Source organism: Alteromonas oceanisediminis (assembly GCF_018474025.1).
Taxonomy (GTDB): Bacteria; Pseudomonadota; Gammaproteobacteria; order Enterobacterales; family Alteromonadaceae; genus Alteromonas_E; species Alteromonas_E oceanisediminis.
This window is the reverse complement of the sequence record NZ_JAHCTA010000011.1, coordinates 86,225-112,559: the sequence shown is the minus strand read 5'-3', so window position 1 is coordinate 112,559 and position 26,335 is coordinate 86,225. Positions and strand designations below refer to the sequence as shown.

The 26,335-nt window shown below is 45.5% G+C and carries 28 protein-coding genes; 26 read left to right on the top strand and 2 right to left on the bottom strand.

From position 1 onward, the window contains the following. Positions 1-72: 72 nt before the first annotated feature. Together KIU71_RS16590 and KIU71_RS16585 are read right to left on the bottom strand one after the other, a co-directional pair. Positions 73-912, bottom strand: coding sequence for a hypothetical protein (locus KIU71_RS16590; protein WP_250207592.1), 840 nt, complete (start codon positions 910-912; stop codon positions 73-75). A 68-nt stretch (positions 913-980) separates the two neighbouring features. After that, positions 981-3,110, bottom strand: coding sequence for an SDR family NAD(P)-dependent oxidoreductase (locus KIU71_RS16585; protein WP_214132458.1), 2,130 nt, complete (start codon positions 3,108-3,110; stop codon positions 981-983). A gap of 248 nt (positions 3,111-3,358) precedes the next feature. Here KIU71_RS16585 and KIU71_RS16580 point away from each other — a divergent pair, with 248 nt between their 5' ends. The 26 genes from KIU71_RS16580 (at position 3,359) to KIU71_RS16455 (ending at position 26,327) form a co-directional block, all read left to right on the top strand. Further along, a complete protein-coding gene (locus tag KIU71_RS16580; protein WP_006991859.1) occupies positions 3,359-3,715 on the top strand; it encodes a hypothetical protein in 357 nt (118 codons plus the stop codon). 85 nt (positions 3,716-3,800) lie between these two features. After that, the gene (locus tag KIU71_RS16575; RefSeq protein WP_250207591.1) at positions 3,801-4,970 is read left to right on the top strand and encodes a porin; all 1,170 of its coding nucleotides are present in this window, start codon (positions 3,801-3,803) and stop codon (positions 4,968-4,970) included. 8 nt (positions 4,971-4,978) lie between these two features. Then, the gene (locus KIU71_RS16570) at positions 4,979-5,512 is read left to right on the top strand and encodes a c-type cytochrome (protein WP_214132455.1); all 534 of its coding nucleotides are present in this window, start codon (positions 4,979-4,981) and stop codon (positions 5,510-5,512) included. Between the two features lie 96 nt (positions 5,513-5,608). Beyond that, complete coding sequence (locus KIU71_RS16565; RefSeq protein ID WP_214132453.1) at positions 5,609-6,064, top strand: hypothetical protein; 456 nt, start codon at positions 5,609-5,611, stop codon at positions 6,062-6,064. 66 nt (positions 6,065-6,130) lie between these two features. Further along, positions 6,131-6,487, top strand: coding sequence for a hypothetical protein (locus tag KIU71_RS16560; RefSeq protein WP_006991855.1), 357 nt, complete (start codon positions 6,131-6,133; stop codon positions 6,485-6,487). Positions 6,488-6,515: 28 nt separating this feature from the next. Then, on the top strand, positions 6,516-7,361 hold the full coding sequence (locus tag KIU71_RS16555) for a hypothetical protein (RefSeq protein ID WP_214132452.1): 846 nt from the start codon (positions 6,516-6,518) through the stop codon (positions 7,359-7,361). Continuing rightward, entirely contained in the window at positions 7,358-9,292 is a 1,935-nt protein-coding gene (locus KIU71_RS16550) for a 2Fe-2S iron-sulfur cluster-binding protein (protein ID WP_214132451.1), read from the top strand. Before KIU71_RS16555 ends, KIU71_RS16550 begins: the two co-directional genes overlap by 4 nt. After that, positions 9,292-10,050: a hypothetical protein gene (locus KIU71_RS16545; RefSeq protein WP_214132447.1), complete on the top strand. Its 759-nt coding sequence runs from the start codon at positions 9,292-9,294 to the stop codon at positions 10,048-10,050. Before KIU71_RS16550 ends, KIU71_RS16545 begins: the two co-directional genes overlap by 1 nt. After that, positions 10,047-10,841, top strand: coding sequence for a cytochrome c3 family protein (locus KIU71_RS16540; RefSeq protein WP_214132444.1), 795 nt, complete (start codon positions 10,047-10,049; stop codon positions 10,839-10,841). Before KIU71_RS16545 ends, KIU71_RS16540 begins: the two co-directional genes overlap by 4 nt. 12 nt (positions 10,842-10,853) lie before the next feature. Continuing rightward, positions 10,854-12,077, top strand: a complete 1,224-nt coding sequence (locus KIU71_RS16535; RefSeq protein WP_214132442.1) for a hypothetical protein — start codon at positions 10,854-10,856, stop codon at positions 12,075-12,077. Positions 12,078-12,091: 14 nt separating this feature from the next. After that, positions 12,092-12,646 carry a HyaD/HybD family hydrogenase maturation endopeptidase gene (locus tag KIU71_RS16530; protein ID WP_214132439.1) on the top strand — a complete coding sequence of 185 codons (555 nt, stop codon included), beginning with the start codon at positions 12,092-12,094 and terminating at the stop codon, positions 12,644-12,646. Next, a complete protein-coding gene (locus tag KIU71_RS16525; protein WP_006991848.1) occupies positions 12,643-13,077 on the top strand; it encodes a hydrogenase expression/formation C-terminal domain-containing protein in 435 nt (144 codons plus the stop codon). The genes KIU71_RS16530 and KIU71_RS16525 overlap by 4 nt, the downstream gene beginning before the upstream one ends. A gap of 1 nt (position 13,078) precedes the next feature. Further along, positions 13,079-14,077 carry a hydrogenase small subunit gene (locus KIU71_RS16520; RefSeq protein ID WP_214132438.1) on the top strand — a complete coding sequence of 333 codons (999 nt, stop codon included), beginning with the start codon at positions 13,079-13,081 and terminating at the stop codon, positions 14,075-14,077. 17 nt (positions 14,078-14,094) lie between these two features. Then, positions 14,095-15,972 (top strand): nickel-dependent hydrogenase large subunit, encoded by a 1,878-nt coding sequence (locus tag KIU71_RS16515; RefSeq protein WP_214132436.1) that lies wholly within the window; start codon positions 14,095-14,097, stop codon positions 15,970-15,972. Between the two features lie 18 nt (positions 15,973-15,990). Beyond that, complete coding sequence (locus tag KIU71_RS16510; RefSeq protein ID WP_006991845.1) at positions 15,991-16,206, top strand: hypothetical protein; 216 nt, start codon at positions 15,991-15,993, stop codon at positions 16,204-16,206. Next, the gene (locus KIU71_RS16505) at positions 16,206-16,433 is read left to right on the top strand and encodes a HypC/HybG/HupF family hydrogenase formation chaperone (protein WP_214132434.1); all 228 of its coding nucleotides are present in this window, start codon (positions 16,206-16,208) and stop codon (positions 16,431-16,433) included. Before KIU71_RS16510 ends, KIU71_RS16505 begins: the two co-directional genes overlap by 1 nt. Beyond that, positions 16,426-16,812: a hydrogenase maturation nickel metallochaperone HypA/HybF gene (locus tag KIU71_RS16500; protein WP_214132432.1), complete on the top strand. Its 387-nt coding sequence runs from the start codon at positions 16,426-16,428 to the stop codon at positions 16,810-16,812. Before KIU71_RS16505 ends, KIU71_RS16500 begins: the two co-directional genes overlap by 8 nt. Next, positions 16,802-17,548 (top strand): hydrogenase nickel incorporation protein HypB, encoded by a 747-nt coding sequence (gene hypB, locus KIU71_RS16495; RefSeq protein WP_214132431.1) that lies wholly within the window; start codon positions 16,802-16,804, stop codon positions 17,546-17,548. Before KIU71_RS16500 ends, hypB begins: the two co-directional genes overlap by 11 nt. A gap of 6 nt (positions 17,549-17,554) precedes the next feature. Next, the gene (gene hypD, locus KIU71_RS16490) at positions 17,555-18,688 is read left to right on the top strand and encodes a hydrogenase formation protein HypD (protein ID WP_214132430.1); all 1,134 of its coding nucleotides are present in this window, start codon (positions 17,555-17,557) and stop codon (positions 18,686-18,688) included. Beyond that, positions 18,688-20,994 (top strand): carbamoyltransferase HypF, encoded by a 2,307-nt coding sequence (gene hypF, locus KIU71_RS16485; RefSeq protein WP_214132429.1) that lies wholly within the window; start codon positions 18,688-18,690, stop codon positions 20,992-20,994. Before hypD ends, hypF begins: the two co-directional genes overlap by 1 nt. Further along, on the top strand, positions 20,994-22,046 hold the full coding sequence (gene hypE / locus KIU71_RS16480) for a hydrogenase expression/formation protein HypE (protein WP_214132422.1): 1,053 nt from the start codon (positions 20,994-20,996) through the stop codon (positions 22,044-22,046). Before hypF ends, hypE begins: the two co-directional genes overlap by 1 nt. Before the next feature lie 118 nt (positions 22,047-22,164). Continuing rightward, positions 22,165-22,575, top strand: coding sequence for a MerR family transcriptional regulator (locus KIU71_RS16475; RefSeq protein WP_214132420.1), 411 nt, complete (start codon positions 22,165-22,167; stop codon positions 22,573-22,575). 24 nt (positions 22,576-22,599) lie between these two features. After that, positions 22,600-24,948 carry a heavy metal translocating P-type ATPase gene (locus KIU71_RS16470; RefSeq protein WP_214132417.1) on the top strand — a complete coding sequence of 783 codons (2,349 nt, stop codon included), beginning with the start codon at positions 22,600-22,602 and terminating at the stop codon, positions 24,946-24,948. 9 nt (positions 24,949-24,957) lie between these two features. Continuing rightward, positions 24,958-25,314: a cupredoxin domain-containing protein gene (locus KIU71_RS16465; protein WP_214132415.1), complete on the top strand. Its 357-nt coding sequence runs from the start codon at positions 24,958-24,960 to the stop codon at positions 25,312-25,314. A gap of 46 nt (positions 25,315-25,360) precedes the next feature. Next, complete coding sequence (locus KIU71_RS16460) at positions 25,361-25,684, top strand: DUF2933 domain-containing protein (protein ID WP_214132413.1); 324 nt, start codon at positions 25,361-25,363, stop codon at positions 25,682-25,684. Then, a complete protein-coding gene (locus KIU71_RS16455; RefSeq protein ID WP_006991834.1) occupies positions 25,674-26,327 on the top strand; it encodes a methyltransferase family protein in 654 nt (217 codons plus the stop codon). The genes KIU71_RS16460 and KIU71_RS16455 overlap by 11 nt, the downstream gene beginning before the upstream one ends. The last annotated feature ends 8 nt before the right edge of the window (positions 26,328-26,335 follow it).

The window sequence follows — 26,335 nt, the reverse complement described above, 5'->3', positions numbered from 1 at the left end:
AGGATAGAATCAATGATTGCGGGTCGGAATGTGCGGATAAAGTCGGGTCAGGCGATATAAGAAGTCAGGCCGCTACACATAACCGTCCTCAATTAAAAAACGACGAAGATAAATTGATATAGCCAAGTTTTTAAAAACCAGTCCGTTTTGTGTCTCCGTTTCACTCATTAGCTTATCGAACGCATTTTCCGCATCTTGAACTTTCTCTAAATTGATTTGCTCCAAACGCTCTATTTTTTGTTGATGCCCATCTGTCAGTCTATCAATATCGCGTTGGTGTCGTTCGGTGATCGCTGAAATTTGACGTTGGGTTACCGCCCTTAATTCAACTAAGTCTTGATCAGTTGCATCTTTAAGTTTCTCCAAATCATCTTTTGCTTTTTCTTTTACGTCTTTGGTTCGATTACTTTGAACGTGATTCATCCATGCGATAACGGCTGAAATGACAGCTACAAGGATGGCTGCAAGTGTTAACGCACTCGTCGCCATATTGCGTGTTGCTTGGTTCGTAAAGTCACGTGAAGCGAGCAGAGTCTCCGATTTTACACTTTGATGTTGTTGCGTTATGTCGGACTGCAGTCTTGAGCGGATTTCTTGCATATCGAGAATATCCAGTGATAGCTTTATTTGTGCTAGCTCAGATGCGCTTAACGGTGTGCGGGGCATAGAGTAGGCTTTATCATATAACGCTTTTACAGCATCGATTTCTTGTTCAATGCGCGCGAGCCGACGGTTGACCTCAGCACTGGATAGCGTGGCATTTTCCAATAACAGCAAATCTCGGTTAATTTCGTCTACGTGTTGCTTAAGGCCTGCTAATCCCCTGTAGAAGTCAGCATGCACATAATCGTCCGTGCCTGCAAAACAACTGTTCGAGACGAGTAGGGTAAACAATAGCATCCATTTTAACACTGCTTATATCCTTATTGATAACTTGGTTATTCGTTGGAAAAGCTCTCGCTGGTAGGCTATTACATCAGCTATACAGTTTTTTGTAAATGTCGTTGCAGAGAGCCTGCAAATTTAAGTTCAGGATCAAACTTTTGTTTTATCGCAATCAAACGTTGTGTGTGCTGACCATAGTAACCAATCAATGGAAAGTCCTTACCCATGTCGTAATTTTGGTAGGCATAGCCGTTAAAAAATGGGGATAATCGCGCGTAGGTTTGATCAACCCATTCTGTTACTTCGTTATTGACCTGATCAGCCGGCGTTACACCGGTGATACTGCAAACAAACGAGGCATTGCGATGGATGAATGCGGTTTCGTGAGCGCCAACGTCTTGTATTGCACCACATAACGGATCCAGCATTATGCCTCCTGCATTGTCAGGGCAGGACTGAAAGCACTGCAACACAGTTGTAATAAAGTCTTGTGTCAGTGCGCCCTCAATGATCCCATTGCGCCAGTATAACGCATGCCCTTGCTCATAATTATTGGATTGGCATTCAGTGTATTGTTTGTGCGTGATGGATATGTCAGCATCCGTTTCCCAACTTGTAATATCATGCAGGCTAGTGTCTGGGTCATCACTAAATCCCATAATTGATATTTTTGCTTGTTTCGCGGTTGAACGAGCGATGTATGCATACAGAAATTGTGTTCTCGGTCCCTGTAAAACTGTTTCGCTATAGTGTGTCAATATCCCATTTGCCTTGTGGATTGGCCATTCAATGATCCCACCTTCAATAGAGTCTGGTGCAGGGTGTAAACTGAAGGTTATGTCGGTGATCACCCCAAATTGAGCACCTCCGCCACCTCGTAATGCCCAAAAAAGATCTGTATGCTCGCTGGCGCTGACAACCCTTTGCTGGCCGTCCGCGCTGATCAAGTTAAATGCCAAGACATTGTCACAACTTAAACCATATTTACGTGATAAAAAACCAATACCGCCGCCTAATGTAGCTCCAACAACACCTACATCCGGGCAGGTACCCAAAGGCACCACTTTATTATGATGTGACAAAAATCTATCCAGATCTCGATTTCTAACGCCGGCACCGACTTTAACTGATTGGCCATCCGCACAAAGTTCTATACTTTGAAAGGTTGACATATCAATCACTATCCCACCATTAATGACGGCCGCACCGGTTACACCATGTCCAGCCCCTTTAATAGAAATCTGTAAATTTTGCCTGTTTGCATAGTCGATTATTTTGACAATATCAGCTTCTGATTGAGGCACGACTATCCCAATCGGAAAATGCGAAATGGCTTGATTGAATACACGACGCCGCAACGTATACTCCTTGCTTCCAGTTGCCCAGACATCGCCATCAATTTTGTCTTGTAGATACTGCAAGGAAGCTTTATCCACTGTCGTTAAAATATTGCTATTGGCATTCAATGGTCGTTGCGGCTCTTTAACTGCGCTTCGTAATACGTTCCACTGTGTTGCTCCAAACGTCTTAACGTCGATACGAGTTAGTAGTTGGCAGAGGTATTCGGCCACTAAGTGGGGCGGAAGCAGTTTGCTTTCTTTATGCATATCTCTTAAAAGCACTGACATCGGCAACACGTCGCTGGATACCTCTCGTATTTTTTTTTGCATCGGCGTATCGACGTTCCCTGGGGCCACTGTGGCAAAAGCCGCGATATCATGACTAATTTCTTTTCTAAAGCAATCACACATCATTTGTATAGCTGCTTTACTCACGCAGTATGCTGATGCACCTTCAACAGCCGTTACAGGTTGATCGCTTGTCAAAAAAAGTACACGGCTATGCTTGAACTTGTTTAGGCATAATTTTGTTATTAAAAACGGGATATCACTATTCACTTTTTGTGTTGCACACCAATCTTCATAGTCGATTGAGTGGATACGTTTCAGCGGTATAACACTTCCTGCGCAGTGCACTAAATAATCAATGCGTTCGTATTTCCCGAGCGCCTGTTCGATTCTTTTTGTTGCCCCTGTGTGATTGAAATCGATGTGCTTGATGACAAGTCGAGCATTAAACTTTTCACAAAGCGCTCTCAATTCAGAGCTCTGTCGACCTATTGCAATTACAAACGTGTGATCATCCATTGATAAAAACTGATTGGTTAATGCCAATCCAATGCCTGAACCTGCACCGGTAATTACTGCAACTTTGTCCTTCATCATTTCTTGTTATCCATTCACCCAGTCAAAAAAAGCCCCCCCAAACATATTGCTTTAGAGCAATCTAGATGAGGTCAACTAACCGAGTTCGAGAATAGATAACTTTGCATTAAGGATAAATAAGTTAATGATTTGATTACAGAATTGTAATGATACTGTAATCCGATTGTTGTGAGGATTTGATCCAAATCAATTACATTTATGCTGTGGTTTATAGGATTAAACTTGTAAAAAGCAAAGGGGAAATTTGGGTGCAACAATTTACGACATCATTATTTTGTATTGCCATATTACTGATCAATTCTGTATCAGTAAGTGCGCATGCATTTGAAGACGTCGGATTTCATGCACACGCTTATACACATAACGTGGACGATGAGGCTACGACGGAACGTTCGAATACCGGATCATTACAAGCGTGTTATTGCCCTGATTGCTTTTACTCGGACAATGCTAACTCGAACGTATCGTTAGCCATTATCGCACTATCACCTTGGCTTATGCCTGTGGAAATTGAAACAGATAGTTTCATTGAGGTGTATGTCACGTTAAAACGCTCAATCCCACCGGATGACCGCCCCCCCATAGCATTCCTAATGTATACGTAATTCCAAAGAAGATTAGAGCGGCGCTTATGTTGCCGCACACCTAAGTTAGTAATCACGACAGTACATACTGGAAACTGCTATGCGAATGAAAAAAACACTACGACTGGCAACCATCTTGTCCGCTGGGCTTATGATCTCGCAGCCTCTATACGCGGCTGAATCGAGTGAGCGTTTCGTCTTTGTCGGGTATGGTGATGTAAAATACGAAAGTGCCGATGTGGCTGGTACTGATGCGTTTTCGGCGCGTTTTGTGCCGATTTTCTTACTTAGTCTAAATGACAAGATGCACGTAGAAGCTGAGCTTGAGGTTGGATTAAATGCAGATGGAGAAACGGAAACTGAACTTGAATACGCGGATATTCACTACTTTTTAAACGACAACACGACCATTACGGCAGGTAAATTTCTACTGCCATTTGGACAATTTAGTGCCAATTGGCATCCCAGTTGGATCAACCGCAGCATCTGGACGCCTGGAATATATGGCGCGCATGGCTCTAGCCAAGCAATGGATCCCATGCTGCCTATATTGAGCGATGTTGGTGTTGCAGCTCAACAAGTTTATCAAGTGGGCTCAGCCAAAGTGTTTCTTGATGTCTTTATGACAAACGGACCTCGGTCAGAAGCGGAGCATGACGAAGAAGAAGTGGACGACGACCATGATATTGCACTGGCTCGCTTATTTTCACCCGCCGCGTCGATAGATCTTGATGCAGATGAGGATGAACATGGAGAAGCGTTTCCTGAGGTCGAGTTTGAAGCGACAAGCTCTGATAACAATAGCAATAAAGCCTTTGGCGGCCGAATTGCCGTAGCGCTGCTCCCGTCGATAGAAATCGGTACCTCTTATTATCAAGGGGCCTATGACGAAAATGGGCAATTAGACATTAAGGCCAATGGTGTAGACATCAACTTGATCAGTACACACGCTATTTTAAGAGGCGAGTACATTCGCACGGAAACCGATGCGTTTGTTGAGAGAGATCACGAAGATGTTATCGATTCGTTTTCCCGCAATGGGTGGTTTTTACAAGGGACATTTTTTATAGGTCACGTATTTGATGGGCTCGGCAGCACTGAAATTGTCATTGAACATGCTCAAACCAAAAAAGTAGAAGAAGCTGAACGTTGGATGGTCGGTGTTAACTACTGGTTAGATCCTCGTTCAGTTATCAAAGTGGGTTATGAGGATACTGATGTCGTTGATGGTCCAGATGACAAACGTTTCGCTGTGCAATTCAGCTATGGCTTTTAGGAGGGCTAATGATGAAAAACCAATTAACCGTTACCATTTTTGTTTTGTTCGCCACCTTGTTGACCTCGCTTCACGTAAGCAGTACCGAGCCATTGTCAGGTGCAGAATTGATCAACAACAACTGCGCACGATGTCATAACAGTCGGCCAATTCAAGAATTTTCCATGAGTGAATGGAAAGTCATTATGCCCCACATGCGAGAAAAGGCAAACCTGACGGGTGCCGAAGTACAGGCCATTCTCGAATTTATGGAAATTGCTACAACACCTGCTCAAGCAATGAACGTGAAGGAGGTTGTCAATCTTGCTGCTGACCCAAAAGAGGTGCTCACTCGCTATGGCTGTCAGGGGTGTCATCAAGTGCAAGGCGCAGGCGGAACGCTCGGTCCATCGCTGGATAATGTTATCAGCGAAAAAGGCAGGGCATTCTTTTTGCGCAAAGTTAAAGAGCCTCAATTTAATAACTCGTCGTCTGCAATGCCGCAAATGCCGATTACAGATGATGAGCTTGAAGCTTTAGCCGAGTTTTTATCGTCCAAGTAGCCTATTGACCTGAGTCTAAGACATAGGATTAAGGTGACAAGACGTAAATTTTAAACCTGAAACGCTCAACTGAGCATAACCCAAGGAAACATTATTATGAAAAAGCTTACTTCACTATTACTGGCCAGTGCTTTAGTTGCTGCGCCAATTGCGACGTCTTTTGCACATCAACACACTGACAAATCTGATATGCCGATGATGGACGGTCAGATGATGCAAAAAATGCAGACGCATATGGAAGAAATGCGCGCGGTCTTGGATGCCGTTAAGAGTGAATCGGATCCGGAGAAGCGCGATGCCATGTTGCATGAGCATGCCCAAAAGATGCAAGACATGATGGGCATGATGGAAGGAAGCGACTCGATGGGGATGAAAGCGGGAAAAGGAATGAAAGGCGAGAAGGGAATGAAACACAAACACAGTGATATGTCCACCGAAGACAAAATGAAAATGATGGAACAGCGTATGTCGATGATGGAAGACATGATGAGCCAAATGATGGGGCACACCGCTGAAAAGTCTAAACCTATACATAAGCACAAAAAGAACTAATCACCACGTTACGAGGCAGGAGGAGATCTGCTGTCTCGCTTATTTCAATAATTGCAGGAATTTTACATGAATAAATTAATTAAGTTTTTTTCAATTGTAGTCTTGTCAGTTGGACTACTCGGCGGCTGCGCAAGCCAGATTTATCACGACTACATCATGAGTGGGCAGGTTGTTACAGTCGATGATAAGCAAGTAGTGGTATGTGTATCTGACACGGATGGTTTGAAGGAACATCAAGTTTTTAATGTCTATAGAACTGTCTACGACGCTACTGCAATCTCAGAAGGTGAAGACGGCTATTCACGAGAGTTCGTTGGGAAAATTCGCCTTGGAAAAACTAAGGATGAGCACTTCGCGGAAGCCACAGTGCTAGATGGCGAAATTACGCGTTATGACATGGTCGAGTTTGACCGTGGTTTTTGATTGATATTTCAATTAGGAGTGTGCCGTTGTGAATAATAGAATTTATCACCAACCCTACCGTATAGCGGCTATTGTGACGCTGGTATTAGCGAGTGTCTTATTCACAACCGCGTGCTCAGCGGTACCGCAAAGTACGGAGCCAGACAAAAAAACCAATTCATCAGAAACTAAAGATACTCAGCCTGCGTTAAACGTTGATGACTTCGCTAAAATCCAAACCGCTTTGCGCTCGTTAGACAATTCATTAGCGACCCAGCCAAAAAGCAATGAGAGTGTTAATCCGAGTGATACCAGTGTTTCACTCAATACATCATCAATGCCACTTTCTGCAAAAAACACAATGAAAATGGGAAAGAGTAAGAATAAAGGCATGATGCTAATGCGCGGGAAATCGTGCATGGGAATGATGTGCAAGATGATGATGAAAAACAGCTCAATGATGGGTACACCACCTGAACAAAATAATACACAGATATCTGGTTCTCCATCAAATGAAAGCTTACCCGGTGTCAGTGGAGCGCTGCATTTATACCACGTTGGAGAGCAAGCTTTTTTCTTAAACCACAAAGAGCCACTCGAATTGACCGATGGTCAGTACCAAACGCTTCTCACGATCCAAACTGAGTGGGAGTCTACTCAACAAAGCCTTACGCAGCAGCGAAGTGCGTTAGAAGCATCGTTGTGGGAATTGACCGCTAAGGGGCTACCTCAATACGACAATATCAAAGACACCATTACTGAAATAGAAGCCACAAACAGCGCCTTACGGCTGCAGTTTATTACATCGGTAGGGAAAGCGGTATCAGTATTAACGCCCTCTCAGATCGCGAAGATAAATAGCCTGTGGATGGCCGAACAAACAGGTGAGTTATGAGCATGTGGTGGCCACACACATCATTTTTTCTACGTTACGCCGTCATTCTGAACGTTATGCTGTTATTCGCAACGACGAGCAGTTACGCACAGCAACAGCCAGAGGATAGTGAGCATGCGAGCCACCATCCTGAAGCAACCAATGATCCCACTGTCAACGCTAATACGGATGTTTTGCCGACTGCTACACAAGGTAAAGGAGCGCCGCGCAATGCTGGCGCCATGATGGGACCCGGTATGGCAAAAGGCATGGATAAAATGATGGAGAAAATGGGTGCACCCAAACCTAAAGATCTCTATCCCACGTTAATGCGCATGCATTCAGCCACACCCGAACAAAGAGAGACTGTTCTGAGTAAAGCAACCGCAAGGATGCAACACGGAAGTGAGCAACTGGCTACAGGTTTTGATTGGCTTGCCCGCGCAGCTGCCACTGAAGACTATTCCCAAATGCAAATGGCTGTTGAAACAGTTAAAGAGGGTATAGCACATTTTGACAGTGGTCTTGCCGCGAAACGTGCCATACAAGACGGGCAAGAACCGCGAAGAGTGGCATTAACCTGGTTCAAGTCACAAATGAATTTGCTTCCCAGTGCGCCGGAAAATGGTACTTCAACCCTATTTGGTATGACACCGTTGCACACCGCAGTGATGCTTGTTTTACTCATATTTACAATCGTTATGGTGTATGTGTATGGATTTAAGATGCGCAGAGCTGCCGCTCTGCTCGAAGAGCTTAAGTCTACTGACGCCGCAAGCACATCAGCGCCAACGACAAAAGTTTCCTCTGTTGCCGAGTCTATTCCGCCTGCCCAGCAACATACTTCGGCACCTGCGCAAATTAGCGAGCCAGCATTGTCATCCACTGCCTCACCGCGCAAGGGCACGTTTAGTGGCGATATGGTAGTAACCGCGATTTTTAATGAAACCCATGATGTTAAAACGTTACGTCTAGCCAGCCCAGATGGACAAACCATTCCATTTGATTTTGAACCAGGTCAATTTGTCACGTTCTCACTGACCATCGATGGTATTGAAAAGCCAGTTAAGCGCTCATACACCATTGCATCATCGCCCACTGAACATTATTACTTTGAAGTTACGATAAAACGAGAGGAGTTCGGTGTGGTTTCTCGTTTTATGCATGACGCGGTTGAGGTAGGAAATACGCTTTCAATTAAAGCCCCCGGCGGTAAATTTTATTTCAATGGTCATGGTGCAAACAGCGTTGTGTTGATTTCTGGGGGAGTGGGGATCACACCGATGATGAGCGCTGTCCGCTACTTAACGACGACGTGCTGGGACGGTGATATTTATTTTCTGTTTTGTACGCGAACGTCCAACGACTTTATTTTTGAGCAGGAATTAAAATATCTGCAAGCACGTCACCCTCGGTTAAAAGTACTGGTCAGTATGACTCAAGCAGAGGGTACATCCTGGATGGGTCCCCAAGGCCGCTTCTCATCCGCAATGATAAACGAATTTGTGCCAGATATTGCCTCAAAAACTGCGCATATTTGTGGTCCTCCTGCAATGATGGATGCAACGAAAGAAATGCTAGCCGAATTGGGTATGCCTGACACGCATATTAAAACCGAAGCGTTTGGGGCTGCTAAACCAAAGCCCGCCCCCGTTAAACCTCAATTAGCCACTAACACCAACGCAGGCAACAACAGACAAGTACGGTTTAGTCTTTCAGACGTCGAAGCCCACGCGGGTCCGGATGAGACCGTATTAGACGTCGCTGATGGACTCGATGTAGATATAGAGAATTCATGCAGAGCGGGTTCGTGCGGGAGTTGTAAGGTGAAACTGCTACGTGGTGACGTCGATATGGAGGTTGATGATGGGCTGGAACCTGAAGATAAGATCAGTGGGTATATTCTGGCGTGCCAAGCTATCCCTAAATCTGATGTGGAGATTGAGGCTTAATGAATTCTCAAGAGCGCACAATTGTAAGCAGCTTGGTTGTCCTAATGATCCTGCTATGGCTCGGTTTTGTATGGCATAGAGACCCAGCATTCCCAGGCAGTTTTATTGGATTTGGCCTGGGTTTAAGCGCTTCGGTATTAATGCTTATCCCATTGGTATACATGATCATTAAGCGTAACAAATCACTTAAGAAAGTCGTGACGAAGCACATCGCTATGCCAACGCTCCTGCGTATACATATCTATGCTGGTGTGCTGGGGCCTATTCTAGCGCTGATCCATAGCGCCCATCGTTTTGATAGTGCTACTGGAGTTTCGCTAGTTATCTTTATGATGGTCGTTGTGATCAGTGGGTTTGTGGGTCGATATGTACTCGGTCTTATTTCATCGAATGTGAAAGAGAAAAAACGTCAAGTAAATGAACTCCACGTTGCGCTTTCTAACGCAAAACAGGCGTTGAAAGACGCAGTCTGTGATGTCAGATATTCGACGTTTGCCCAAACATCCGCACGACATATTCCTTACATCACGTTAAATGTGCCTACTTCAGCACAAAGCAAATTGTTCAAACAAGAAAGCCAGGTTCTGTCCATCATTGATACAATTTCCGATGTTGAGTACAGCATTCTCATTCATGACACCGCGAAGGTGTGGTTTGCTCGTTGGTTAAAATTTCACATCGTGATTTCAATGACACTTTATGTAGTCCTGTTTTTTCACATTTTCAGTGAAGTTTACTTTGGACTGCGCTGGTTATGATGAAATGGATAATAATCGTTCTTGGCTTAGTTGCTGCTGGCTTTGGCGTCAGTCATTTCATTCATATGCCTGAAGATAGCGCACAAATTCCATGGGAAAAAATGGTTGAACCCGGTTCACTCAGTAAGGCACATGCCTTTCTCGCGGATGATTGTTTGAGTTGTCACACGCCGGTGAAGGGCGTTGAGCGTGACAAATGTGTGGCGTGTCATGCAAATGATACGCATATCGTAGCGCGTCAACCCACTGCATTTCATACCGACATCAAAGAATGTGCAAGTTGCCATGTAGAGCACAAAGGTGAATCGGCCAATATTTCGCTTATGAGCCATATAGCGTTAGTCGACATTGGTTTCAATATGCTCCCCAACCCAAATGTCCCGTTTGACGAGGGCGCTGCCACCATGGCGTTTTTGGAGAACATACTAGCGAATAAACAGACTCCTGATCCCTTGTTTGTGCACCCTGAGGTCAGTGATAAAGAAGCCTTATTAAATTGTACGCAATGTCACAACAACGATGATCGCCATTTAGGTCTATTTGGAGAGGATTGCGTGCAGTGTCACAGCACAGACAAATGGTCACTGCCAAAGTTTATTCACCCGTCGAGTCAATCACGTGATTGCAATCAATGTCATGAAGCGCCGCCCAGTCACTATATGCAGCATTTTAAAATGATTTCCGCCAAAGTGGCAGGCGAGCCTAAAGCTAAAGTTGAGGAATGCTATGCCTGTCATCAATCTACGTCCTGGAACGATATTAAGCGTGCCGGATGGTATAAACACCATTAAGGGGTACAAACTGTGATCACAAATTCCATTGCGCTCGCAACCTCGGTGCTGATCGCAATAGTATTGTTTCTGCCTCGCTTACGACAATCTGTCCAATGGCGGGCAACAGTCACACCGTTGGCTTCCATTATTGGTAGCGGCTTTTTGATCATTGCACCACTGCTGCATTCGGTAATGGGGAAATGGGCACTGCTTGGAATAGTGTTGTTGTCCATTCTGGCATATGCGCTGGGGTCGGTTATTCGCTTCAATATACGCCATGCAGAACCTGAGCTAGCTAGCAATCAACAAAGCAGTATTGTGACGCTTGAAAAAGCAAGTCAATGGGCGCTTGGTGCGGCATATGCCATTTCCGTGGCTTTTTATATTAGTTTGTTTGCAGCGTTTGTTTTTGATCGTTTATCAATCTCTGATACGACGTACATCAAACTGTTTACCAGTGGGTTGCTTGTCATCATTATGGTGGTCGCTTGGCTTCGAGGTGCTAGGGGGCTAGAGACCATTGAGCTATTCGCCGTGACAATAAAGTTGGCTATTATAGTAGGTGTGCTCGCAGCGCTGGCAACCTACGACATACAAGTACAAAGTGCTTGGTTTCAACATGAAGCGATACAGGCATTGAGCCATTTTGAAACTGTTAGCATGCTCGCAGGCATGCTCATGGTAACGCAAGGGTTCGAGACAACCCGTTTTATGGGGAATAACTACACGCCAGAACAGCGCATTAAAGCGAGTCGTTATGCTCAGTGGATCGCTATTTTTCTCTATGTTGTTTTTATCGGTCTAACGTGTCCTATTTTTCTGGATTTTCCGATCACGGAATTAAACGAAACAACGATTAGCTACACCCTAGGGCAAGCAATATGGGTATTGCCAATTTTATTACTGGTTGCCGCCACGGCAAGTCAGTTAAGTGCAGCATTAGCCGATACTATCGGTGGCGGAGGCCTCTTAAAAGAGCTTTTCCATTTACCTATCTCCCCACAATTTTACTACGTTTTAGTCATCGTCATCGCAGGTATATTAGTTTGGTCATCCAACGTATTTGAAATTATTAATCTCGCTTCAAAAGGGTTTGCACTTTATTACCTGATCCAAACAATAATCGCGGTCAAACTCGTGATGCGTCAAAGCACAGGTCAACGCATTAGGTCAACAAAATTACTTGGTCTATCGGTGATCGTTCTCTGTTTATTCTTTGTGATTGGCTGGTCAATTCCAGCACCTCATAGCTAATAAGGAAAATACCGATGCTATCACTAGAAACTACACCACCAATTGACCAAATCAAAAACGCGGCTAAGCGCTACGCTATTATTGGTGTTGGAAATCTACTGCAGCGAGATGATGGCGTTGGTGTGCACGCGGTTCGTGCTCTGCAACCCCTGCTAAAGTCTTATTCAAATGTATCTTGCATTGACGCTGGGACACTGAGCTATGAACTTTTGGAGTGGGTTGCGAGTTCCGATCATACGATAGTCATCGACGCGGCCTACATGCGCTGTTCGCCTGGTACGGTGAGAGTGTTTAAGGACGAGGCAATTGCGGATCAGTTTAAGCAAGCGACGACCCACTCCGTTCACCAGATCACGTTACGCGATACATTGTTGACCAGCCAAACGTTATATTCAAAACCTTCTGCGGTGACGTTAATTGGCGTAGAGCCTGAGGCGATAGAGTGGGGAACCTCTTTAAGTCCAAAGGTAAATGCAGCGTTATCATCGATCATCGATATCGCATTTGCTTGCTTATCAAGCGATGACGTTCAGGCCTATAAACCGGCAACCAAAAAGGAGGCACGATGACCGAAGAACTCATTTTTATGACATCAAATGCTGAAAAAACGGGCAACGTAATGCCGCTTTTGCATCAGATACGTCATGCGTTGTCTCAGTTAATTGAACGACAAGAACAAACCACGATTGATCTGCGACGATTGCCTTTAAGCGCTAGCGAAGAAGCGCAGTTAGAAGCCTTTCTTGGGCATGGGGAGGTTAAAGCTGATATTCAGGCGCTGGGTGATACGGTGCTAATCGAATCACGCTACGCAGGCGTTTGGCTTGAAATTCACTATAACGAAGATGTGGAGATCATGGGCAAATACGTTCATATCTGTACCTGTCCACCAATCATAAAATCTCAGCCAGAAGATATGGTGTTATCGCTCAGTAATATAGTGTCTGACATCCATTCATTGTCTCATCAATCTTCTGATGAAACGGCTAAGGAGGATTGAAATGGCGCTACCAACATTAAACAAGCAGTTACAAGCGTCCGGTATCTCAAGACGCACATTTCTTAAGTTTTGCGCTACAACGGCGTCTTTACTGGCATTGCCGCAAAGCGCTGTTGCCGATTTGGCGACTGCCCTTGGCAATGCGAGAAGACCCTCTGTGATTTGGTTGCCCTTTCAAGAGTGCACAGGGTGTACCGAAGCAATATTGCGCTCTCATGCTCCCACATTGGAAAGCCTTATTTTCGATCATATTTCGTTGGATTATCAGCATACGATAATGGCTGCTGCGGGAGAGCAAGCTGAAGACGCTAGGCGTGCGGCGATGAACGCGCACAAAGGGCAATATTTGTTGTTGGTTGATGGTTCGGTTCCGATGGGTAACCCAGGATACTCAACGATCAGTGGCATGAGTAATGTCGATATGCTGCGAGAATCGGCAAAAGATGCTGCGGGTATTATTGCCATCGGTACCTGCGCGTCTTTTGGCGGGATCCCTAAAGCAAACCCAAATCCGACGGGGGCAGTGGCAGTAAGCGACATTATTACAGACAAGCCAATCGTAAACATTTCAGGCTGTCCGCCACTGCCTATCGCGATTACAGCTGTGTTGGTTCATTACCTGACGTTTAAGCGTTTCCCTGATCTCGATGCATTACAACGCCCACTCGCCTTTTTTGGTGAAACCATCCATGACAGATGCTATCGACGCCCATTTTTTGAACAACGTAAATTTGCAAAATCGTTTGATGATGAGGGGGCAAAAAATGGGTGGTGTTTGTTCGAACTTGGTTGTAAAGGGCCCGAAACCTTTAACGCATGTGCAACGGTTAAATGGAATCAAGGCACGAGTTTTCCTATCGAATCTGGCCATCCGTGTCTTGGTTGCTCTGAGCCCGATTTCTGGGATAAAGGCAGCTTTTACCAAGCCCTGGGGCCATGGGAGCGGTACAAATCCAAACCCGGCAAAGGTGCACAGAAGCATGCTGGGAAAAACTCATAAGATAATAGGCAAGGCTCATGGAAAAGACATCAAGTAACAACCGGTTAGTCGTCGATCCCATCACTCGAATTGAAGGGCATCTTCGAATAGAAGCTGAAATGGATGGGAATACCATCAAACAGGCGTTCTCATCGGGCACGTCTGTTCGGGGAATTGAACTGATTTTACAAGGCAGAGATCCGCGTGACGCTTGGGCTTTTGCGCAACGTATCTGTGGCGTTTGCACACTGGTGCATGGTATGGCATCGGTGCGTGCTGTCGAAGATGCAATAAGAAAGGCCTGGCGGTCAAACGCAAAATTAGGGGTTGCCATTGGAAAGCCCTCCATGACATCTATGCCAAAAGGACCGATGCAACATGGTAAAAAAGGGCACCGACAGTCACGTGCGCCAATAGGCGTTCTGAGTGAAGCGGAAATGGCTATCCCACAAAATGCACAACTGATCAGGAACATCATGATTGCAACCCAATATGTGCATGATCACGTGATGCATTTTTATCACTTGCATTCCCTGGATTGGGTTGACGTTGTTTCTGCGCTAGATGCAGATCCAACGAGAACCGCTGCGCTCGCCGGTCAATTGAGTGACTATCCTCGTTCATCGCCGGGATATTTCAAAGACATGAAGCAAAAAGTCAAAACGCTGGTTGAGTCTGGGCAGCTAGGGATATTCAGTAACGCTTATTGGGGACATCCTGGCTATAAACTGCCACCTGAAGTTAACTTGATGGCATTAGCACATTATTTAGATGCGCTAACGTGGCAGCGTGATGTTGTTAAAGTTCACACCATATTTGGAGGGAAAAACCCTCATCCTAATTTTGTCGTTGGCGGCGTGCCTTCACCGATTAATCTCAATGCGTCAACAGGCATTAACACGCGTCGATTAGTGCAACTACAAGATGCTATCACGCAAATGAAGAGCTTCGTCGATCAGGTGTATTACCCCGATATTGTAGCGATTGCGAGTTATTATAAAGAGTGGGGGACACGAGGGGAAGGGCTGGGTAACTTTCTTACCTATGGAGACTTACCCATGACATCAATGGATGACCCTGGTTCTTTCTTGTTTCCACGAGGTGCAATACTTGGTCGAGACTTGAGTAAAGTGCATGACGTTGACCTAAATGATCCCTCTGAAATTCAAGAATTCGTCTCTTCCTCCTGGTATCGATATAGTGGAGGGAACACAAGTGGTTTACACCCTTTTAATGGACAAACGACACTCGAGTATACTGGTCCGAAACCGCCTTACAAGCACCTAAATACAGGGGCTGAATATTCATGGTTAAAAAGTCCGCGTTGGAAAGGCCATGCGATGGAGGTGGGACCGCTGGCTCGCGTGCTAATGATGTATGCTAAAAAAGATGCCGCTGCGCAAGACATCGTTAATCGCTCTCTTTCTATCTTGGATTTAGAGCCCTCTGCACTTTTCTCCACACTCGGTAGGACGCTCGCCAGAGCAGTGGAAACTAAAATTGTGGTTAACCAGCTACAGTCTTGGTATGACCAACTATTGGATAATATCGCTAAGGGCGATACCGATACGTTTAACCCTCTGTATTTTGCCCCTACCAATTGGCCAATTAAAGGCCAGGGGGTAGGCGTGATGGAAGCGCCTCGTGGCGCGTTGGGGCATTGGTTGGTCATGCAAAATGGCAAAATTGAGAATTACCAATGTGTCGTGCCTACGACATGGAACGCTGGACCTCGAGATCCCAACTCACAGGCAGGTGCTTATGAAGCCGCTCTGCAAGATAAACATACGCTACATGATCCTGACCAACCTTTAGAGATTTTGCGAACACTTCATAGTTTTGACCCCTGCTTAGCATGTGCCGTGCACGTAATGGACGAAACAGGGGAAGAGCATTTGCGTCTAAAAGTTCGTTAACCTTACTTGAGGAATATTATGAAAATCAAAAATAGTATTAGAAAGTCAGTTACTTCTTTAATCGCCTTTTTCTATCTGGTGGTAGGTTCACCCGTTAGTTATGCACACCCGGGTCATCAAGGCGATCATTCACTACTTTTGGGCTCGCTGGTGTCAACAATCGTGCTTGTCACCGTTGCACTGTTCATTTATCGAGCTAGAGCAAGTAGGCCCTATGAACGGGTGAAGCAGTAATGTGTCTCGCTATCCCCATGAAAGTCAGTGCAATTAAAGGCTTTAACGCAACGTGTGAAGCGAAAGGTGTCTCTCGCGAGGTGAGTTTACATTTAGTGCAAGGGCTAGAGGTCAAAGTTGGCGACTATGTGATGGTACATGTTGGTTATGCTCTCCAAGTGATCACCTATGATGAAGCACAGGTGACATGGGAGATGCTCGATCAGGTCATTGCTTACGATGCATGAATTTAGTCTTTGCTATAGCTTGCTTGACACAGTCGCTGTTCACCAGCGAGCAAACATGGATAAGTCTGTCAGTCTGGTTCACGTCAAAGTCGGCCCACTGTCAGGTGTTGAGCCTGACTTGCTGCACCATGCGTTCTTGGCGTGCAGAACTCACACCATTGGCGATCAGGCAACGCTTAGAATTGACACAAGCGCTATCAAGATACGCTGTAAATTGTGTGGCGAATTCAGCCGAGTTTCGGTGAATCATATCCTATGTGCAAGCTGCGGTGCTTGGCAAACCGATCTCATTGAGGGCGATGAGTTTATTTTGCAACGAATAGAGTTTATCGCACCTGACAATGTTACAGAATCAAAGGAGAGAAAACATGTGCGGTAACTGTGGTTGCGAAACGCAAGTAAAATCAGAGAAAACTGACAAGCCATCAGCAAATATCGTTGAGGTACACGCAAATTTAAAAAGCGACAATGACAGCCAAGCGATAGCAAACCGTGCTTTATTTGACGCACATAATGTACTGGTGATTAATTTGATGTCATCCCCTGGCAGTGGAAAAACCCGGCTACTTGAAGAAACGATACGTGCACTTAAGTCGCAATACGCGATGGCGGTGATTGAAGGCGACCTCGAAACTGAAAATGACGCAAATAGAATTAGACGTCATGGCGTGCAGGCGGAGCAAATCGCCACGGGCCAAGGGTGTCACTTGGACGCCAGTATGGTGCAAAAGGTACTTGGAAGATTTAGCTTACAAAAACTAGACGTTTTGTTTATAGAGAATGTTGGCAATTTGATTTGTCCAGCGTGTTTTGATTTAGGACAGCACTTAAACATTATTTTGCTGTCTGTGCCAGAAGGTGATGATAAGCCTGAAAAGTACCCAGTGATGTTTCGTGCCGCGGATGTCATGCTTATTTCTAAGACCGATTACTTGCAATTTCACGATGAATTCAATGTACCTCGCGCGATTGAATCATTTCGTAAAGTGGGCAACGATGCGCCCGTTCTCGAAGTGTCTTCATTGAACAGTCAACATCTAGAGCGTTGGTTTTCTTATTTTACGCATGCCATTACAGTTCATCAGTCTCAGTCGTTGCAAAATAGCGGAGTCTAAAATCTTATGTACAGTGTTGAATCGTTGCTAAGTGACATTAAGAATACCTCGCTTTCAAAACCGTTTCGTATTCTTAATGTCTGCGGTGGCCATGAGCGTGCGATTACGCGCGCTGGCTTTAGAACGTTGTTTCAGCACAATATTCATCTGATACCTGGGCCAGGGTGCCCCGTTTGTATTTGCCCCGAAGAGGATATTGCATACGCGATACACTTGGCCATCAACGAAAATGTCGTTATCGTTAGTTTTGGTGACATGCTTCGCGTCCCAGTCGAATACGAAATTAGTGGCTGTAGCTCATTGATAGACGCAAAAAATCAAGGGGCCGATATTCGTCCGATATCCTCTCCGCAAGAAGCGGTATCTATAGCATTGGAAGAACCTCGTAAGGTTATTGTGTTTTTTGCTGTTGGTTTTGAAACGACTATGGCACCGATTGCTGCAACACTGCTTAATGATTTACCCAATAACTTTAGAGTTTTATTGTCTGGACGACTTACTTGGCCAGCGGTTGCCCATGTGCTTGAGAGTCAATCGGATACTTTTGATGCACTGATTGCGCCAGGCCACGTTGCGACTATTATGGGTAGTGAAGAATGGCAGTTTGCAATCGACCATCATAATTTGCCTGTCAGTATTGCTGGTTTTCATCCAGAAAGTTTGCTGTTGTCGCTCCAAACCCTGAACGGTAATTGTTCAAATAAAGTCGTCACACTGAGTAACCGCTATCCCGAAGTGGTAAAGCAAAACGGCAATGCAGCAGCTAAAGCACTAATCAATAAAGCGTTCACAATCGTTGACGCACATTGGCGAGGAATTGGTGTTATTCCTGGTTCTGGATTTTCCTTTGCTTCGAGACTATCGCACCTAGACGCCACAAACGATTATGCACCAGTCGATTTCCCTTCGCAATGTGAGCAAAACGTTCCTGAAACCACATCGCCCTGTGAAAAAGTGATCCTCGGAAAAATGGCACCTGATGCGTGCCCGTTTTTTGGTCAAGAATGCAAACCAGCATCCCCTAAAGGCGCATGTATGGTGTCTGATGAGGGGGCTTGCCGAATCTGGTATAGCTCTGGTGAGCGTTCGATAACAAATTTTATCAAGAAGGGGAATACGCTAAAGGTGGAGATGAAGTGATGACGACTGGCCGCACATATATTGCCAATATGAACAAGAGTAAAACTATCGCCTATGAGTTGAACATTACTGGAGTCATCCAGGGAGTTGGGTTCAGACCGTTAGTTTACTGCTTAGCGTATGAAAAAAGTATTGTTGGTTGGGTACAAAACGACTGTGGATGTGTGCGAATACACGCTGAAGGCAAAGAGCCAGACGTTGAACAATTTGTATTCGACTTACTGAACAATGGGTCGCTAGTTTCCATATCCTTGCTGGAAAAGAAGAAGGTTAAACTGAGTAATGTAGACTCATTCACGATAAAAGAAAGCGGTCATGATATAGCGTGCGGGACGATATCAATCCCCAAAGATGTCTATTTGTGTGGAGCGTGTAAAGCTGAGTTACTGTCAAATACAAACCGGCGTGGCACTTATAGCTTTATCGCTTGCAGTGCATGTGGTCCACGATTTTCTATGCTGCGAGCAATGCCATACGACAGAAAGAACATGAGTATGTCAGCATTTCCAATGTGTGAGTTGTGTCGTAAAGAATATCAATCGCCAACTGATAGGCGCTTTCATGCTCAACCGATAAGCTGTCGCGCATGCGGGCCTGAAGCATTTTGTTCTACTGTCGGCGGGCGCGTGGTCGCGCAAGGCGATGTTGATGTTGTAGCAACGGTTGTCGCGTATTTGAATCAAGGCAAAATTGTCGCGTTAAAAAGTATAGGCGGTTATCACTTGCTCTGTGACGCACAAAGCACTGAAGCGGTAGACCTTTTACGCCAGCGTAAAAATAGACCAGATAAACCTTTCGCGGTCATGCTCCCAGAGCCTAGTGCAGACGTAACAAATGAGGATTGGTTAGATAAATGCGTTGCTGTAGACAGTCATCAAAGAGCGCTCATACTAAGCCCCGTACGCCCCATTTTACTTGCAAAAAAGCAATCGACTGTACCCATTGCAGATAACGTAGCGCCCATGCTTCGTGATTTGGGGGTGATGTTTCCGTGCAGCGGACTGCATTTACTCATTATGCAGCAATTCAATCGCCCCATGGTGGCTACGTCAGGAAATATGTACGGTGAACCGATGGTCACATCGACGTCATCGGCACAGCAACACCTTTCGATGTTGGCAGACATCTTCGTGCACCATAATCGAGACATTTTTCACAAACTGGATGATTCTGTGCTGCGAGCGCTTAAGTCAGGCACCATTCCTATTCGCCTGGGGCGGGGTATAAGCCCGCTAGAATTATCATTGCCATATGCCGTACAGGAACCAATGCTTGCTGTTGGCGCGAATCAGAAAAATACAGTCGCAATAGCTTGGAACAATCGACTTATCGTAACTCCGCATATTGGCGACCTCGATTCTCCGATAATGCAAGCGCACTTTGAAAAATGTATCAGTGACTTTCAAGCTCTCTATCATGTTCATCCACAGCGTATTCTTAGCGATAGCCATCCTGGCTATATCAGTTCGCGTTGGGCCAAAGGCAGCGCACTACCGACTAGCATAATTTTACATCACCACGCTCACGCATCAGCGTGGGCATTAGCTGCCGAAATATCGACACCAAGCTTGGTTTTCGTGTGGGATGGAACCGGATTAGGCGAGAATGGCGAGATGTGGGGAGGGGAAGTTTTTTGGGGGACGCCGGGCAATTGGAAACGCGTTGCCTCATTAGCGCCTATGAAGTTGCAAGGCGGCAACAAGGTTCCAAATCAACCGTGGCGAAGTGCAGCATCACTAGTTTGGGGTACTAATTTCACCGGCATTGATTTTAAACCATTTGATCCACAACAATTAAGCTACAACGCATGGCAAAACGAACTCAATTGTCATGTTAGTAGTTCAATGGGAAGACTGTTCGACGCGGCGGCATTTGCCTGCTGTGAACAGAGCGAAGTCTCTTATGAGGGGCAGGCGCCGATGATGTTGGAAAGCGTTGCGTCGACACCCTCTAAGGTTATGGCGTTATCGTTGGTCCAGAAAAACGACGAATTTATTCAAATGGATTGGCGAGCATTGGTACCGGAACTATTTGATCCCAAAGTGTCTCCTCAAACTCGTGCCGCAAATTTCCACGCTTCGTTAATTGAAACGGTATGGGAGGTAACCCTACATTGCCGTAAAAAGTATAATTTTGACCACATTGGATTGGCAGGGGGCGTCTTCCAAAATCGCATTTTGTGTGACGGTATATCACAACGGTTTTTACAATCAGACATTCATGTGGTTATTCCAAGTAGTTTGCCATTAAACGATGCCGCCATAAGTGTTGGGCAAATCCACGAATACTGTTCACGGAGGTCATAATGAAAAGCGCAGAGGGCAACAATCATTCATCATCAGAGCCGTTGGGCACGGAATCTATTCAATTAGCTCAGGGGAACGGCGGAACACTAACAAAAAGACTCATTGATCATGTTTTTAAAAATAAAGCGAACAAAGATCTAGATCTGCTTCATGATGCCGCCACAGTAACTTTTGATGGTCCTTATCTGAGTATAACAACGGATAGCTTCGTTGTATCCCCCCCAATATTTCCAGGCGGCAATGTAGGCGTGTTGAGTGTTTACGGTACCGTCAATGATCTAGCAGTCGTTGGGGCAACACCACGGTACATCAGTACTGCATTTATTATTGAAGAAGGCTTTTCCCTTTCAACATTGAAACAAATCGTTAATGGAATGCATCAAGCTGCCGCAGAAACGAATGTCGCCATTGTAACAGGTGATACGAAAGTTGTCCCGAAAGGCAGTGGTGGCGGCGTTTATATCAATACAACGGGTGTTGGAGACAGCCAAGATGCGCCTATTTGGGATACCAGTCTGATAAAGGCAGGCGATCACGTGCTGGTTAGTGGTTCGATAGGTGATCACGGTGCGTGTGTCCTGCTTGCTCGCGAGGACTATGGATTGCAAGGTCAGCTAAAGTCTGATTGTGGAAGCGTTGTTCCTCTTATTGATCCAATCAAGCATTTGGACGGTGTTCGTTTTGTGCGTGACCCAACTCGCGGAGGGTTGTCAGTATTACTCCATGACGTTGCTAATGAAACAGGCTTCGACATCGAGTTAATTGAAAATAATATTCCGGTGCGACCTGAAGTGGCAAGCGTGTGTGAAATATTAGGCTTTGATCCGTTTATTTTAGCGTGTGAGGGACGCATTGTTGCTGTTGTTGCCCCTGACATAAGCGGTAAGGTGCTAGCACACTGGCGGAGCATTCGAAACGGGGAGCAAGCCGAACACATTGGTGTAATAGTAAAAAACACCGAATCAAAAGGGCGCGTGACCATTGTTACGCCAATGGGAGGAAGACGTTTCATGAATGAACTCGAAGATGAGCCGCTTCCAAGGATTTGCTGAAAGAATAGGTATTGACCTGTGAGCAACACACAGGTTTACCCTAGTAACGTGAGAGTAGAACATAGGATTAAAGGCGTGCTTAACCGCATATCGATGTTGATAAAAGAGGAGCGTTAAAATGCGCGTTAAACAGATTGCAGATGCACTAGAGATCAGCGCGGACAGCGTACGGTATTACACGCGCATTGGGTTTTTGGTGCCAAGTAAATCGCACAATGGTTACAAGTATTACAGGCCCGCTGATGTGACACGACTACGGTTTATTTTAAGCGCGCGTTCATTAGGTTTCTCTGTCAATGATATTAAGGAAATTCTGTTCACGTCATCACAAACCAACGCGCCATGCCCGACGGTTCGGCGCCTTATTGAACAAAGGTTGAAAGAAACTGAACAGCGGTATCAGGACATGCATGAGCTAAGACTGCGCATGCGTAAAGCCATGTCAGAATGGGAAAATACACCGGATCAGCATCCAACGGCCGATACGATTTGCCATTTGATTGAAGGTTTCACAGCACTTAAATCATAACCATATTTAGAGAGGGAGTAGCTCATGAATTCAAAAACAGACAATGCGAAAGCCCATACGTGTTGTGGCGGTGACAACAAAGTATCAACCGCTAATGAGGCGGTCAAGAGTGAAACACATGCTGAGCAAGTCTCTGCGTCTTCGGGTGAGGTACAACTTAATATCCAAGGTGCAAGTTGCGCCAGTTGTGTGTCTAAAATTGAAGCGGCCTTAAAACAGGTCTCTGGTGTCACCAATGCTGAGATGAATTTTGCTGAACGCACGGTGTTGGTTTTGGGCAGTTCATCCTCCCACGCATTGATTAAGGCGGTAGAGCAAGCTGGGTATAACGCAACATTAGCGAATACGGATTCAGATGAGGCTGCTATTGAAGAAAAGGAACAGGCGGACTGGGCATATTATAAAAAACTAATGCGAGACATGGTCATTGCATTATCTCTGGGTGTACCACTTATGCTTTATGGCTTGGTGACGGGGGAAATGAGCGTCAACACGACCACTGAGCGGATCGTGTGGTTGATTGTAGGGATCATGACATTGGGTGTTATGGTGTTTTCTGGTCGGCATTTTTATGTAGGTGCTTGGAACTCCTTTAAAAATCACGCCGCGAACATGGATACTTTGATTGCATTGGGGACAGGAACAGCCTGGTTGTACTCTATGGTCGTTGTGTTTTTCCCCGGATATGTGCCTGAAATGGCGCGGCATGTCTATTTTGAAGCAACAGCCATGATCATTGGTCTCATTAATTTAGGCTTAGCGCTTGAGATAAAAGCACGCGGTAAAACGTCCGAGGCAATTAAACGACTGATTGGTTTACAAGCCAAAACAGCTCGCGTCATTCGTGATGGGCATGATATAGATATTCCGATTGAAGATGTTCTGTTAAATGATCTTATCCGGGTTCGCCCTGGGGAACGCATCTCTGTTGATGGCTTAGTTGTCGAGGGCCAGACAAGTATTGATGAATCAATGCTAACGGGTGAACCCATGCCCATAGAAAAACGAAAAGACGATGAGGTCGTTGCCGGCACGATCAACAAATCAGGCTCTATCGTCTTTCGAGCAGAGCGCGTGGGAAAAGATACCGCGCTTGCTCAAATTATTAACATGGTAAAACGCGCACAAAATTCTAAACCGCCTATTGGTCGATTAGCAGATATGATTTCCGCCTATTTTGTACCGGTCGTCATGATCATTGCCGTGATCAGTGCGCTGGTCTGGCTGAATTTTGGTCCATCTCCTGAAGTTGCTTTTGCAATCGTTTCTGCGACCACAGTACTGATTATTGCCTGCCCTTGCGCGTTGGGTTTGGCCACACCGATGTCGGTGATGGTCGGTGTGGGAAAAGCGGCTGAAGCGGGGGTTCTTATCCGAAACGGCGAAGCGCTGCAATCTGCCTCAAAAATAACCACTATGGTTCTAGATAAAACAGGCACTATTACTGAGGGGGCCCCTAAAGTAACAGATGTCGTTATAGCTTCAGATCATAGTCACAACGACGTGCTTTCTTTGGCGGCTAGCCTTGAGTCTGGTTCTGAGCATCCACTTGCCATGGCGATCGTTGAATCTGCAAAGGAGCAAGGTGTGCCGATCCATTCCGTTACTGATTTTCAGTCCATTGCGGGGAAGGGGGTTGAAGCCATGCTAAATTCTCAACGCCTGCTATTTGGAAATGAAAAATTGATGATAGACCAAGGGATAGAGCTTCATCATTACATCGACAAAGCGCAGAGGTTAGCAGCGGATGCAAAGACCCCTATGTATTTTGCTATTGATTCTACATTAGTTGCCGTAATTGCCGTCGCTGACCCAATAAAATCTGACTCAATAGATGCGATAAAGCGGCTACAGCATAACGGGATACGAGTTGTGATGTTAACCGGGGATAATCGACTGACCGCAAAAGCCGTCGCCCGAAAAGCGGGGATTGCAGATTACGTTGCCGAAGTGATGCCGGAAGATAAGGCAAACAAAATACTTGAGCTTCAACGTGAAGGCGAAATTGTGGGTATGACCGGTGATGGGATCAATGACGCACCGGCCCTTGCTCATGCCAACGTCGGCTTTGCGATTGGGACTGGGACTGATGTAGCGATAGAAAGTGCGGATATAACGTTGATGCGCGGCTCCCTACATGGGTTAGCGGATGCAATTGCCGTGAGCAAAGCAACACTACGTAACATCAAGCAAAACCTCTTTGGCGCATTTATCTATAACGTCGCCGGAATACCATTTGCGGCAGGCGTATTTTATCCATTCTTAGGGATACTGCTTAACCCAGTCATTGCTGGTGCAGCGATGGCATTCTCATCACTAACGGTGGTGACCAATGCTAACCGATTACGTCTATTTAAAGCGAAAGAGCACTAGGAGAACACAATGATGATATGGATTAATTTAACAGGGCTTATTCTAATTGGGCTTATTGTTTGGTGGTTTTGGCTTTACCAAGCTCAATCAACCCAGATAAAAGACGGCAGTATCGAAGTCCTTGTAAAAGACGGCGTGTATCAGCCTGCCAATATCACGGTGCCGGCGCATCAATCCGTTCAGCTTATGTTCGTCAGAGAAGATGCAACGCCCTGTGCAGAAACGTTATTGATCCCGGAGTTGGATATCAATGAAACATTAGCGCTTAACAAGCGAGTGACTGTCACTATTCCTGCTTCCAGCGCCGGCGTTTACCCATTTCATTGTCAGATGCAAATGTATCGTGGCACGTTGATGATCAAGTGATTAAACGCTTTTTATTAACGTAAACGATACCAAAGCGAGGTGTATTATGAATAAACAAAAAGTCCCTTTCTGGCGCACACCCATTGGTTGGTCTGCCATAGGCCTTATTACCGCCGCGAGCTACTTCTTGCTGGTTGAGCATGGTGAGCATGTGTTCCCGTATTTACCTTACTTGATCTTGTTGTTGTGCCCTGTCATGCACATTCTTATGCACGGCAGTCATGGCAAAGGACATGAAACACATGATCACACCGAAAAGACATTTAAAGAACAAACCGAGGACAATGAGCAATATCGAAAAGGCTATATCGAAGGGTTAGAGCAAGCCCGTAAAGGAAAACATAAAACGGAGAATAATAATGCACGGTGATTCTGATTATGGGCTCTGGGCACTAGTCATCATAAACTCAGCCATTTTTATCTTTTTTGCGTTTAGTTTCATCAAGCCGAAGTCGAAAACAGATTGGCGAAGCCTAGGTGTCTTTTCCGCTTTTATCGTGGCCTTATTTACCGAAATGTATGGTTTCCCCCTGACAATATACTTTTTGTCAGGGTGGTTAGCGGAAAGTTATCCAGGGGTAGACTTTTTAGCGCATGAAAACGGTCATTTGTGGCATACCTTGCTGGGGCTATCCGGCGATGCTCACTGGGATGTATTACACATCTTAAGCAATGTGATCATCATTTTAGGTTTCTTTTTATTATCCGCTTCTTGGAGCGTCCTTCACCACGCGCAAAAGTCGCATAGTTTAGCCACTACAGGATGGTACGCGCGCTGCCGGCATCCTCAATATGTTGCATTTATACTGATCATGTTTGGCTTTTTATTGCAATGGCCAACACTGCCAACCTTACTTATGTTTCCAATTCTTATTGTTGTTTATGTTCGACTCGCCACACGAGAAGAGCAGCAAGCTGAATCCGAGTTTGGTGATAGCTACAGACACTATAAACAAACGACGCCCGGTTGGTTTCCCCGTATGGGTATTTCAAACGTTTCAAGTACTAATTAAGGATTAAA